This is a genomic window from Oceanobacillus saliphilus, from assembly GCF_023522835.1.
Classification (GTDB): Bacteria; Bacillota; Bacilli; order Bacillales; family Amphibacillaceae; genus Oceanobacillus; species Oceanobacillus saliphilus.
In genome coordinates, this window is the sequence record NZ_JALCZU010000004.1 from 270144 (window position 1) to 282207 (window position 12064).

Annotated in this window: 14 protein-coding genes; 6 read left to right on the plus strand and 8 right to left on the minus strand. The window is 36.5% G+C overall.

What is annotated here, in order from left to right; translation table 11 throughout:
- Nucleotides 1-78: 78 nt before the first annotated feature.
- From MN204_RS09400 to MN204_RS09405, 3 genes are all read right to left on the minus strand, one after another.
- Entirely contained in the window at nt 79-297 is a 219-nt protein-coding gene (locus MN204_RS09400) for a DUF896 domain-containing protein (RefSeq protein WP_249870825.1), read from the minus strand.
- A gap of 72 nt (nt 298-369) precedes the next feature.
- Entirely contained in the window at nt 370-642 is a 273-nt protein-coding gene (locus tag MN204_RS21495) for a hypothetical protein (RefSeq protein ID WP_368858656.1), read from the minus strand.
- Between the two features lie 449 nt (nt 643-1091).
- On the minus strand, nt 1092-3344 hold the full coding sequence (locus tag MN204_RS09405) for an EAL domain-containing protein (RefSeq protein ID WP_249870826.1): 2253 nt from the start codon (nt 3342-3344) through the stop codon (nt 1092-1094).
- Between the two features lie 192 nt (nt 3345-3536).
- On the opposite strand from MN204_RS09405, the gene MN204_RS09410 reads away from it, so the two are divergent.
- Nucleotides 3537-3851 (plus strand): GMC oxidoreductase, encoded by a 315-nt coding sequence (locus tag MN204_RS09410; protein WP_249870827.1) that lies wholly within the window; start codon nt 3537-3539, stop codon nt 3849-3851.
- Nucleotides 3852-4123: 272 nt separating this feature from the next.
- On the opposite strand, the gene MN204_RS09415 is transcribed toward MN204_RS09410, so the two are convergent.
- Both MN204_RS09415 and MN204_RS09420 read right to left on the minus strand, forming a co-directional pair.
- Entirely contained in the window at nt 4124-4306 is a 183-nt protein-coding gene (locus MN204_RS09415; RefSeq protein WP_249870828.1) for a type II toxin-antitoxin system RelE/ParE family toxin, read from the minus strand.
- 96 nt (nt 4307-4402) lie between these two features.
- Nucleotides 4403-4561, minus strand: a complete 159-nt coding sequence (locus MN204_RS09420; RefSeq protein WP_249870829.1) for a type II toxin-antitoxin system Phd/YefM family antitoxin — start codon at nt 4559-4561, stop codon at nt 4403-4405.
- 246 nt (nt 4562-4807) lie between these two features.
- Between MN204_RS09420 and MN204_RS09425 the strand changes: the two genes are divergently transcribed.
- Nucleotides 4808-5452, plus strand: coding sequence for a glycosyltransferase (locus MN204_RS09425; RefSeq protein ID WP_249870830.1), 645 nt, complete (start codon nt 4808-4810; stop codon nt 5450-5452).
- Between the two features lie 195 nt (nt 5453-5647).
- Here MN204_RS09425 and MN204_RS09430 read toward each other — a convergent pair whose 3' ends face one another.
- Nucleotides 5648-6385 (minus strand): Fic family protein, encoded by a 738-nt coding sequence (locus MN204_RS09430; protein ID WP_249870831.1) that lies wholly within the window; start codon nt 6383-6385, stop codon nt 5648-5650.
- A 150-nt stretch (nt 6386-6535) separates the two neighbouring features.
- On the opposite strand from MN204_RS09430, the gene MN204_RS09435 reads away from it, so the two are divergent.
- The 3 genes from MN204_RS09435 to MN204_RS09445 all read left to right on the plus strand — a co-directional run bounded on the left by MN204_RS09435 (nt 6536) and on the right by MN204_RS09445 (nt 7892).
- Nucleotides 6536-6931 (plus strand): hypothetical protein, encoded by a 396-nt coding sequence (locus MN204_RS09435; RefSeq protein ID WP_249870832.1) that lies wholly within the window; start codon nt 6536-6538, stop codon nt 6929-6931.
- A complete protein-coding gene (locus MN204_RS09440; protein WP_249870833.1) occupies nt 6907-7191 on the plus strand; it encodes a hypothetical protein in 285 nt (94 codons plus the stop codon). The genes MN204_RS09435 and MN204_RS09440 overlap by 25 nt, the downstream gene beginning before the upstream one ends.
- A 263-nt stretch (nt 7192-7454) precedes the next feature.
- Entirely contained in the window at nt 7455-7892 is a 438-nt protein-coding gene (locus MN204_RS09445; protein WP_249870834.1) for an integrase core domain-containing protein, read from the plus strand.
- 322 nt (nt 7893-8214) lie between these two features.
- Here the strand turns inward: MN204_RS09445 and MN204_RS09450 are convergent, their stop codons facing one another.
- Nucleotides 8215-8991, minus strand: a complete 777-nt coding sequence (locus MN204_RS09450; RefSeq protein ID WP_249870835.1) for an acetoin reductase — start codon at nt 8989-8991, stop codon at nt 8215-8217.
- A gap of 178 nt (nt 8992-9169) precedes the next feature.
- Nucleotides 9170-10669, minus strand: a complete 1500-nt coding sequence (locus MN204_RS09455) for an aldehyde dehydrogenase family protein (protein ID WP_249870836.1) — start codon at nt 10667-10669, stop codon at nt 9170-9172.
- 354 nt (nt 10670-11023) lie between these two features.
- On the opposite strand from MN204_RS09455, the gene MN204_RS09460 reads away from it, so the two are divergent.
- Nucleotides 11024-11719: a response regulator transcription factor gene (locus tag MN204_RS09460; protein WP_249870837.1), complete on the plus strand. Its 696-nt coding sequence runs from the start codon at nt 11024-11026 to the stop codon at nt 11717-11719.
- Nucleotides 11720-12064 lie beyond the last annotated feature (345 nt).

Below are 12064 nucleotides of genomic sequence, written 5' to 3' on the forward strand. Positions count from 1 at the left end.
CCGTCTCACGAATAGTTTAATGCAGTGGGGGTCTGACCCTGTTTATCCTGTTTATCCTTTTTACACCATTCAAATCTATCAATCTACTATCTTTAACTTGCGCACCTTTTCTGGTGTAACATCCTTTCCAAGCGGATCTACCACCTTCATTCCGGAGAATGTAACGAGGACTTGACCGCGAATACCACGTAAATAGTTTTCCCTGAGAATTTTCTGTTCGGCTTTTTCCTCAGATGTTAATCCTATTTCACGCTTCTTTTTTGCTAATTCATTGATTCTTGGTAACATGTTCATCATGTTTTCGTCCTCCTTCATTCCATGTTTTTGTTTTTCACTTCCATAAATCTTTCTTTATGCTCTATGAATCGATTATAAAAGAACAGGTTTTCGGATGTGATTCTTTGTTTCTTCTATCTTCTTCATTTTATTATCCCAGGTATTGGAACTTAAGCTCACAGGATATTCTGCCGGATTTAAGATTCGTTTATATTTACTCGATAATAACTGTAATTGTTGATGTGCATAAGATTGAATTGCCTTCGTTGACGGAATTCTATACTCCAACTTACCGTTGATGAAAATATCTTCATGTGACTCTAAAGCTGTAAAGTTGGTGACAATCTTACCACTAAACGTATCCAACGATTGAAAGAGTTCTTTAATCCCTCGTCATTCTCCTACGTTTTTAACTTTACTAGTTAAGTGATATTTTAAAAAAATAATAGGCAATGATTTAAGAAAATTTCTTTTGTGTATTTCTGTAGCTTCGTCATGGACTTATACCGTGTTTTTTGCTCTTACTTCTGTTAAGCAGTTATTTAATAGCGACGTTTGGAAGTAAAACGGGTAATCCGTAAACAGATTAATGCAAGGGTTATTCTCTTTTCAACTATACTCACTTCCTTTCATTACTATCACTTTACATGTTAATCGATAAAGAATCAAGAAATATGTTTTGAATTAAAGAATTTGAAATTCAAAAAGAGATTTCCATTAAGTGTGATACCTTAAATGAAAACCTCTCCCATATCATGCATGGATAACGAGCAGTATTCGTACAAAATCAACGTTCATGTATTAAGATATTTCATTTATCTTCGCAAAAACGCCTCAAATGCCTTTGGCTTTAATGGTTTACTATAATAATAGCCTTGTCCAAAGGTATAACCATCTTCACTTAGTTCATCCACATGTTCCTTTAATTCGATTCCCTCTGCAATTGCATTTAATCCAATCGAATTTGCTAAGTTTACGAGAGCCTTCGTAATTTCCTTACTTTCTTTATTCGTATGAATATCCTTTACAAACGATTGGTCAATTTTTATTGTATCAATTGGAAGATCCTTAATATAACTGAGAGAACTATAACCAGTGCCAAAATCATCAACAGAAATAAGGACGCCTAATTCTCGTATTTCCTTTAAAATAGCTATCGTACTTTTAACATTAGCTAAGACACTTTCCGTTATCTCTAATTCTAGTCTTTTTGGATCTAATCCTGTTTCTTCTAACACTGTTTTTATCAGGTTCACAAAATTTAAATCTTCCATCTGCCGTACTGAAATATTTACAGATAAGTTTAAAGGTGGATAGTCTGCATCTTGCCACAGAGAAGCTTGACGGCAACTTTCTCTGAGAATCCATTCTCCTAACGGAACAATCAATCCCGTTTCTTCTGCTAGTGGAATAAATTTCCCCGGAGGAATGATTCCTAAATCTGGGTGGTTCCATCTAACTAACGCTTCCATACCAATTATTTCATTTGTGGTTATATTCACTTTCGGTTGATATTCCAAGTAAAATTGCTGCTCTTTAATCCCTTGCCTTAATGCATTTTCAAGTATGCGTCTTTCTAATGACTGATTTTCCATAAGTTCGCTGAAAATCGAAAAATCATTTTTACCGCGCTCTTTTACATGATAAAGTGCCGTATCCGCATTTTTGATCAGTTCGTCAGCTGATTCTCCGTGTTCAGGGTAGTACGCTAAACCAATACTAGGGGTGAGCTTATATTCTTGGCCAGATTCTTTTATAGGATTTTGAAATTGAGCCACCAACCTCTCGGCGATTGTGATAGCATCTTCTTTATCTTGCACATCCCTTAACATAACAACAAATTCGTCTCCACCAAATCTCGCTGCTATATCTGTTGGACGGATAGCCGTTCGAATTCTTTTAGCTGCTTCTTTAAGGACAATGTCTCCCGCATCATGACCCCATCTATCATTAATTGACTTAAAATCATCCAAATCAATAAATAATATCGCTAACTTAGACTTCGAATATTTTCGGTCCATGACCTCATTACGAAGCTGATTCATAAATGAACGTCGATTTGGAAGTTTTGTCAGCGCATCATGAAATGCTAAATGGTAAATAGCCTTCTCTACTTCCTTTCGTTCACTTATATCACGCATGACGACTAATACTAATTCATCTTCGCCCTTCATACTAATAAAAATTGCCTCTACTTTCATATAATATCCTTCTTTATGAAGAATGCGAAATTCGATTTTTAGTTCCTTTTTTATCATTCTGTTAGAGTAGGTTAAGATTTCATTTTGAATAGAATCTTTTTCTTTCGGGTCGATGATATCAAAAAAATTCCTATTATGAAGTAAAGAATTATCGTGTAACACCGCTTCAAGAGTTGAACTTGTAAATTTCATGGATCCGTTCCAATCAATAACCGTAATTAAATCGGTTAAGTTTTCAGCAATCAACCGGTTAAATTCATTCGTTGTTTTCTTTTTCACTGGGTTGTTGTTAATTAGAGACGGTTTCATTAAGGTATTCTCATACGAAGTTTTATGATCTACGCTTATTAATTCCAAATCAACTTTAATTGTAACTTCTTTGCCAACTAGTACGCCGCCTGTTTCTAACGCTGCATTCCAGAGAAGGCCAAATTCTTCACGGTCGATTGTTGCTTCTGCTACATAGCCATAAACTTCCCCTCCCCATGGGTCAGTTGCTCTTCCACCGTAAGCAACATCAAATTCTACAGATTTCGTTATCCCTTTCATCGTCAGGTTACCTGTAACTGTATAGTTATCATCACTTTCCTTTTTGGTAATTTTAGTAGATTGGAAATCAATCGTTGGATAGTTAGGCGTATCAAAAAAGTCTTCTGATTTTAGATGTCTATCCCGCTCCTGAATCCGAGTATTTATACTCCCAGCATCAAAGCTGAATGAAATTTTTGCAGTTGTTAAATCCATCAAATCTTCTGCCTCTACGTTAGCTGTAAAGGAATCAAATTGACCTCTTACTTTTGATACCATCATATGAGTTACTTCAAATCCTACTCTAGTATGCGCTTTATCTACAATCCATTTCCTCATCCAAAGCTCTCCCTGTTTACATTTTATGTATCCGTAATAGATGATTGATATCTATACTCATGTCTCTGATACTCCTATCATATATCTTGCTTTATATTATTACAATTAAAATATACTTAATTAAGAATATGTTCAAACTAAACCCCCCACTATAACAAATCGTGCCTTTAGTGTTTTTTAACTTAACCTTGAGTGGACTATCCCCCTAAAACTGAAATAAATCAAGCAACGTTAAATGATGATGAAAAGTTAAATGCGTGGTTACGCTCCCACCTTGCTACTGCGATCCATTCAAGTGGAAGTGCAAAAATGGGACCAAGTGATGTTCGTGAAGCAGTAGTCGACCAGTATCGCAGAATACATGAAATGGAAGGTTTATGGGTTGCTGATACTTCTATCTTTCCAATGGTTCCATCAAGAGGGGCTGCTGCAACAGCAATAATGGTAGGAGAAAGGATTGCAGCGTTTATTAAACAATCTGCAAAGGATAAAGAAGAAGTAATTTAATAAGTTTTGAGTAGGAAGAGGCTGGGACAGAAGTATTTTAGTTATAGAAAAATCCGATTGACTTAAAATTCTTCATATAGAATTCTAATTCGTTCGGATTTTTCTTTTGGATTATGGGTCAGTCCAAACTTCGCTATCGCTTTAACGTGGTGGCGGACTGACCCATTGGCCATTTCTTTGCATCCATTCATTTTCTAATATACTCATTTCCCACGAACTCCAATACGCATCATACGGCTCAAAAACAATCATTCGAAGAAATTCATAATGGTTTAGTGATCTGCAATCAGCTTGGTACCAGCATAAGGGAAATCTTCAAGGTTTTTTAATGAAGTAATAATGCGTTCTAACACATCACCTGCATCATTAGGATTATCAAGCAAAATATAATCAAAAAGATCATCAAGATCAGCATCAACTGTGGGAAGCAATTCTAAGTTATAATTTGTGATCAATTCTTTCCATAATTCTTCGATAAGCAGAATTCAAGAGTAGTGGGCTTTTCACCACTTAATCGCTGTTCCTCAGCAACTAATAGTTTTTCCTTTAAATCAATGATTGCTTCCCTTCTTTAAAAATGCATCTATACTCATGAGAACAAGGTCACCCTCTCCATTTTTCGTAATATAAACAGGCTTCGCTTTCTCGTGAGCTAATTTAGAAATAGAATTATAATCTTTTCTTAAATAGGTAGATGATTTAAAAATCAATGATAAAACCTCCGTTCATATATTACGGTGTTATAATACCATAATTCTTATATTATATGTGCCTTCCTTTAATGAGGATGACATTGGGGTCAGTCCCTCACCTAACTAATAATTTGAAGCAGTGGGGGTCTGACCTTTTTCATTTGAAGAACCCATTAAGATTTCTAATAATGTGATTTTGACGAATGAAAAAATACCATATAACAATAATATAAAGGATCTTTATATTTGGAAGGAGTAGATTTGATGAAAAAATTATTGTTTATGATATTAATATTAGTTTTTATGCTAAACATGCTACCTGGGTCAATTAGTGTCAATGCTAAAACACAAAAACAATGTATTAGTCAATCAGAGGTAAAGTTCAAAAATGATTTTAGGAAACTTTGGATTGATCATGTATTGTGGACAAGTAATTATATTACAAGTGCAACAACAGCTGGGGCAGAGGATCAAGAGCAAGTACTATCAAGACTTCTGAAAAATCAGGAGGATATAGGAAATGCTGTGAAGCCTGTATACGGAGAGGACGCAGGGAACAAACTTACGGATTTGCTTACGGAACATATTGTTATTGCTGGTAAAATCGTAGATGCTGCTAAAAGCGGAAACGAAGACATGGTGAATCAGCTAAACAAAGAATGGTATAGAAATGCTGATGATATAGCGGCGTTCCTTAGTGGTGCCAACCCCAATCTAACAAATGAAGATTTAAGAAAATTTTTGTATATGCATTTAGAATTGGTAACAGATGACTTAGCAGCAAGCTTAGAAAAAGAATGGGATGCAAGAATTGTTGCGATTGATGAAGGGATCACACATATAATCTTAATGGCAGATGCTATCTCTGAGGGAGTTGTGAAACAGTTTCCAGAGAATTTTAAAAAATAATCTTGAGAAGCTTCAGTATAGTGCTGAAGCTTCTTTTTTAAATGCTTTTATAAAGACCGTAATAGGGAATTCAAGAGCGAACAGATCAAGACCGAGGGTTGACAGGGTCAGCCCCCGTCTCACTAATACTTTAATGCAGTGGGAGTCTGACCCTTTTTATCTGGTGATCCCTTCAACCTATACTGTTACTAAAAATCACCCTGAGTTATTCAATGCACTTATATACAGATCTATCGAATCCTCTACTTCCTTTGAGACCAATTGAATAAAGTCATCGTAGTCCTGCTTGGTATGTGCCTTATCTAAAGCAGTGTAATAATTCAACCGATTTTCTACTTTGATTACAATAGGTGGAAAGCCATCTTTCATTAGTTCTAAATTTAATAATAGTCGTGATGTACGACAATTTCCGTCAATAAAAGGATGTATACCTAGAAGTATTGCATGTAACATCGCACCACGAGCAACTGGATGCATTTGCTCTGTTTCCTCTTCATACCAGTTCATTAGCCTTTCCATTTCTTCTTTAATAAGATACGGTGCCGGAGGTGTGTGTTTAGCACCAGAAATAAATACTTGCTGATCTCGATATACTCCTGCGTATTCATCGTTAATGCCTTTTAAAATGAGACGATGTAAATTCTTAATTTGCCATTCTGATAAAGACTCTTTACGTCCGACAATTTCTTCCACATAAGAAATTGCATCCCGATGATTAATCACTTCTAAATGTTCACGCATTGTTTTCCCACCAACCATAATACCTTCCAGCACTACTTTCGTTTCCTGCAAAGTTAACGTGTTACCTTCAATTGCATTTGAATGAAATGTCCATTCAAGTAGTAACTTTTCACGTAAACTCCTTAATGTATACTTTGGTAATGGACGTTTTGCATCAAGGGTTGCCTTTTTCTGATCAATTTGTTTAAACATCCCCCTCTGTTAGGATAGATGTCATACAAGGCTAAGGTGATATGATTAAGTAAATGACACGGAGGTCGATTGATATGGCAAGGCAAAATGGAATACGTTATACAGCGGAACGAGAAGAGGAAGTTCTTCAACGGATGATGCCACCAAAAAATGAATCGGTGGTACAAGTGGCGTAAGGATGCGAGGGCAGTTGGTACTGCAATCCCTGGCAACGGACAAACAAGCGATAAATGGAATAGTCAGGATAAATTCTTAATCGTTATGGAAACGTTTATGCTGAATGAGTTGGAGCTTGCAGAGTATTGTCGTAAAAAAGGATTATATCGTGAACAGATTGAAGCATGGCGTAACGTATGCCTTCAAGCAAATGGTCAAGCATTCGACCAGGAAAAACAATTGGATGTGCAATTGAAAGATGAACAGAAACGTGCGAAGGAGTTAGAAAAGGATCTACAAAAGAAAGAGAAGGCGTTAGCGGAGGCCGCGGCATTATTACTTTTACGAAAAAAGGCCCAAGCGATTTGGGGGGACGACGAGGACGAATGATTGACCCATCAAATCGCGCAATAGCCGTAGAATTAATTCAAGAAGCCAATCAAAACGGTGCGAGATTAGCCAAGGCTTGTCATGAGCTACACATTAGCGTACGTACGTATGAGCGCTGGGTAGCTGGTGGTGGTGTGAAGGTCGATCAGCGACCAGTTTCAAAACGCCCCACACCGAAAAATAAGCTGTCACAAGAAGAAAAATCCGAAATCATCATGATTGCCAAACAAGAGGAGTATGTGGATTTACCGCCAACATAAATTGTACCGAAGCTCGCAGATCAAGGTACATATCTTGCATCTGAATCCACATTTTATCGAGTATTACGTGAAGAAAAAATGCAAAATCATCGAGGGCGCGCTCAAAAGCCGGCGAGTAGAATTCCGGAGAGTCATCTCGCCACAACGCCAAATCAAGTGTGGACATGGGATATTACCTGGTTGGGCGGCCCTGCGAAAGGTTTATTTTATAAGCTTTATTTGATTCTTGACCTGTTTAATAGAAAGGCCGTCGGATGGGAAGTATGGGAAACAGAAGAAGCACGTATGCCGAAACACTCGTGAAAAAGGCAGTAATCAGTGAGAAAATTCAAGGTGAGCCACTGGTGTTACATTCCGACAACGGAAGCCCGATGAAAGCCTCCACATTCCTAGTTTTACTAGAGAAATTGGGTATTCAAAGTTCGTTCTCAAGACCACGTGTGAGTAATGATAACCCATATTCAGAAGCGATGTTTCGAACACTCAAATACCGACCGGATTTCCCACATAAAGGTTTTGTATCACTAAAGGAAGTAAGGCAATGGGCCGGGAAATTTGTACATTGGTACAATGAGATTCATTTGCATAGTGGGCTAAACTTCGTTACACCAAATCAATGCCATACCGGAGAGCACGTAACTATATTAGAAAAGCGAAAAGAAGTATATGAAGCAGCAAAAAAGAAATTGGACACCACATGAACATGTAGCGCTCAACCCCATGCGAGTTGAAAGACAAATAGAAGTATTAGTAAAATCGTAGTTTGCACAACTTTCCCTAGTGATTTGAATCGAAAATACGCTTTTCCTTTCGAATCAAATCACTAGGCCAGCAAGCGCAGCGCGGTAGCCTTCAGTGCACTTGGAGGAAGTACTATATTTTTTGAATGAGATTTTTAGAAAAGTAAAACAGCCAAATGCGACAACTATGTTGACAAACACTGAAAACTTAAAAGACTGCACTGATTTTAAGTCTTTTAGACCTAAAATTAGTGTAGTCTTTTTTTAGATTATTACTTTTAAATTAATGGAATACCATACCACCATCCGTGACAATAGTTTGACCAGTTATTTGATCTGAATCAGAACTAGCTAAAAATGATACAACATTTGCAATTTCCTCAGGCTGAGTTAATTTCCCTACAGCAATTTGATCAGTGAATGTTTTTTCTATTTCTTCTACTGTTGTATTGTTTTTTTCAGCCAACTCTTTCATATGCTTTTTCGCTAGATCAGTTGCAACAGTTCCAGGCGCATAAGCATTTACATTAATGCCATATTCTCCAAGTTCCTGCGCAGCTGATTGTGTTAACCCTCTTACTGCAAACTTAGTTGCACTGTATACTGAAATACCAGGATTTCCTTTAATACCAGCTTGAGATGTTGTATTTATGATTTTTCCACCATGACCTAATCCTTTGAAAGTCTTAGCAGCTACCTGTATTCCCCATAAAACACCACCTACATTAATATCAAATGATTTCTGATATTGTTCAGGTGTAACCTCATCAATATTTGCATTCATTATAATACCTGCATTATTAACAATAACATTAAAATCTCCGAATTCTTCTACTGAATCATTTACGGCTTTTAAAACTGAATCACGAGCCGAAACATCAGTAACTGATACACGAGCTTTGCCACCATTTTCTTTAATTTCGTTAGCAACTTTATTAGCAGCTTCTTCATTAAGATCTGCAATTGTGACGGCGAAGTCATCTTGTGCTAACCGTTTACTAATCGCTGCACCCATTCCACTTCCGCCACCAGTTACTAAAGCCACTTTTTGTTTAGGCATAAACTAATCAACCTCTCTCTTAATCCTTAAAATTTTTTATTATCATATTATAATTAGCAAAATAAATAAAAATATTTAACTATAGTTAAAAACCTAAATTATTCATAGAAGATTAATGAAAGGCTATTGTATGAACTATCTGTAATAGGAACAGACTCCATTTTCTTATTACGCCAAATTAATCCAGATTCACCCAGATACTTTTTTCTTCAGTAAGCATATCAATAGCTGTTTTGCCGTTTTCTCTACCTAGTCCACTTTGTTTAAAACCACCATATGGTGTAGCAGGATCTAGGAGATTGTACGTATTAATCCAGATATTTCCTGTTCTCAGTCCATGGGCGACTCGATGAGCTTTACTAAGATTGGTTGTGCTAATACCTCCACCTAAACCATATATAGATTGGTTAGCAAGTTTAATTACTTCATCGATATCCTTAAATGGCATGCCAGATACAACTGGGCCAAATATTTCTTCACGAGCAATCGTCATATCGTTCGTGATATTGGCTAATACAGTTGGTTTCACAAAATGACCATTTGCAAATTCACTTTCGGTTGCATCTCCACCGAATAGAACTTCTCCACCTTCTTTTTGACCAATATCAATATAGCCTAATACTTGATCTTTCTGTTTGGCGGAAATAAGTGGTCCCATCATTGCAGATTGATCAAATCCATTACCAATTGTGAAATTCTTTTCTGCGTAATCTGCTAAATCACTCATGAATTGATCGTAAATCTTATTTTCTACAAATAATCTTGAACCAGCAATACAAGCTTGACCTGAGTTAAAAAAAACAGCGTTTGCAGCATTCTCTAATGCTTGTTCATAATTTGCATCAGCGAAAATAATATGTGCAGATTTCCCGCCGAGTTCAAGCGATACTTTCTTCACATTTCCTGCACTTGCTTGTATAATTTGTTTCCCAACAGCTGTTGATCCTGTAAAGGTAATTTTGTCTACATCAGGATGTTCACTTAATCGTGCTCCAGCTTTCGAACCACTACCAGTGACGATATTAACAACGCCATCAGGGAAACCAGCTTCTTGTACTAATTCACCTAGTCTTAAAGCTGTCAGTGGTGTAAGTGATGCTGGATTCAATACAACAGTATTTCCTGTTGCAAGTGGTGCAGATAATTTCAAAATCGCCATATATAATGGTCCGTTCCATGGCGTGATTCCACCGATAACGCCAAGAGGTTCTCTTCTTGTATAGTTAAAAACATTTCCTGGATTTGATACTGGAATCGTTTCACCAGTTACTTTCGTAGCCCATCCAGCAAAATAACGAAGATTGTTCACACTTAAATCAACAAACGCTGCAGTGACACCAATCGGCCCACCATTATCAAGCGTTTCTAGATGAGAAAGTTCTTCGCAGTTCTCTTCCATTAAATCTGCGAGATTGAGCAACAATTTTGCTCGTTCATTTGGTTTTATTTTCGGCCAGGGACCTTCTTCAAATGCCTTTCGTGCCGAAGCTACTGCACGGTCGATATCTTCCACGCCACCTTCTGGAAACGTTGTGAGAACCTCACCTGTTGCAGGATTTCTTGTTTCTTTTCTTTCTCCACTGGCAGCTTCCACCCACTCACCATTGATTAGCATTTTCTTAGGAGTAGAGATAAATTTAGCGGCATTTTTACTTACTGGAACTAATGTTGTTGGCAAAGTTATTCTCCTCTCAAATTATAATAGCTTTTTTGCTGACTTCAAAGATGACATTACATAATATTAAAATCCTTCCATGCATTCAACTTCTAATACTTTTACAACCCGTAAGCGTATTCATAATTTGCTTAATAAACTTTACCGATTGTCAGCTATCATACCCACATTTCTGTTTATACAAAATCAAGAATATGTGCTATATTTAATCCTATACCGCTCGGAATAATCTGTATATTCCTAATTATTAGGGATGGTAATTTACTCTTGATTCGTATCATTAAATGAATAGCGCCATCCGATTTTAGTAGTATGAAACGATAAAATCACTTTTTTGATAAAAGGAGTGTAGATTTTATGATGATGAAACAAAATATCCAAGAAACACTATCTAATTTAACTAGCTTCTCCAATCAAGATGAACTTTTAATAGGAATCCTTGAAAAATACACTCGTATTTTCTCTATTCGCGATGCTTTTCTATACAGATATTCGTCTATAGGTTATTTAGCAGAAGGAGTTATTGGTATATCACATTCAAAAGTTATTCATATAAGAAGCGAACGAGACGATGTAAGGTCATTACCTGTTTTCAATTCGGTTATTAGAGATAGGGAGGCAAAATATTTTACTGGAATCGAATTTTTGAAACTTATGACAAGCAAGCATATATTTTCCTCGGATGTTAATTCTTCTATTATTGTTCCTTTGTGTGCTGGCCCGATTGTTGTAGGTTTTATCATCAGTTATCAATTTGACGAAGACACAACCTTTGACCAAGAGTTGTTGTCATCTCTCACCTTATTTGGCAGACTATCAGGAAACATTTTAGGTAACTTGGGCGAAAGTAAAAAAATAGATACGTTAAGCAGGCGAGAATTAGAGGTCATGCAACATATCTCGTGGGGAGAAAGCTCCAGTGAAATGGCTGATGTTATGGGTATTAGTGAGTCAACAGTCAACCAATATGTCAAGTCTGCCTTAACAAAACTGGATGTAAACAATCGCACGCAAGCCGTAGCAGAGCTCTTGCGAAAAGGGGTTATTTCTTAAAATGGCGTGAAACAGTAGTTGATAATGAAACAGTCGAAGAAATAATTGATCGCAATTATACAGGATTTTTTAAAGATATTTATAAGTAGTCATATTAAACAACACCTAAACCTATATTTTATTAAATAGAATTGAATCCATTTTGAAAAAAAATTGATCAAAATGGATTCATATCCAGCAGATTTAAGTTTGGTTTTAAAAAAGTTTGATCCACAACGATAAATAAGTTGTGTAGATATTCGCATTCTCTTCTATACGCGGTGGGGTGACAGATTTAGGTATCGCGGATATTCCATGTTGCAAATCTCACCGAAGAATAATTTGGGCAGGTGTTTTTTTGTTTAT

Bases quoted from the DNA above. Each gene is read 5' to 3' on its own strand.
- MN204_RS09400 (WP_249870825.1), bottom strand. From the start codon at position 297: ATGATGAACATGTTACCAAGAATCAATGAATTAGCAAAAAAGAAGCGT.
- MN204_RS09405 (WP_249870826.1), bottom strand. From the start codon at position 3,344: ATGAGGAAATGGATTGTAGATAAAGCGCATACTAGAGTAGGATTTGAA.
- MN204_RS09425 (WP_249870830.1), top strand. From the start codon at position 4,808: ATGAAAAAATTATTGTTTATGATATTAATATTAGTTTTTATGCTAAAC.
- MN204_RS09430 (WP_249870831.1), bottom strand. From the start codon at position 6,385: ATGTTTAAACAAATTGATCAGAAAAAGGCAACCCTTGATGCAAAACGT.
- MN204_RS09435 (WP_249870832.1), top strand. From the start codon at position 6,536: ATGAATCGGTGGTACAAGTGGCGTAAGGATGCGAGGGCAGTTGGTACT.
- MN204_RS09445 (WP_249870834.1), top strand. From the start codon at position 7,455: ATGGGAAACAGAAGAAGCACGTATGCCGAAACACTCGTGAAAAAGGCA.
- MN204_RS09450 (WP_249870835.1), bottom strand. From the start codon at position 8,991: ATGCCTAAACAAAAAGTGGCTTTAGTAACTGGTGGCGGAAGTGGAATG.
- MN204_RS09460 (WP_249870837.1), top strand. From the start codon at position 11,024: ATGATGATGAAACAAAATATCCAAGAAACACTATCTAATTTAACTAGC.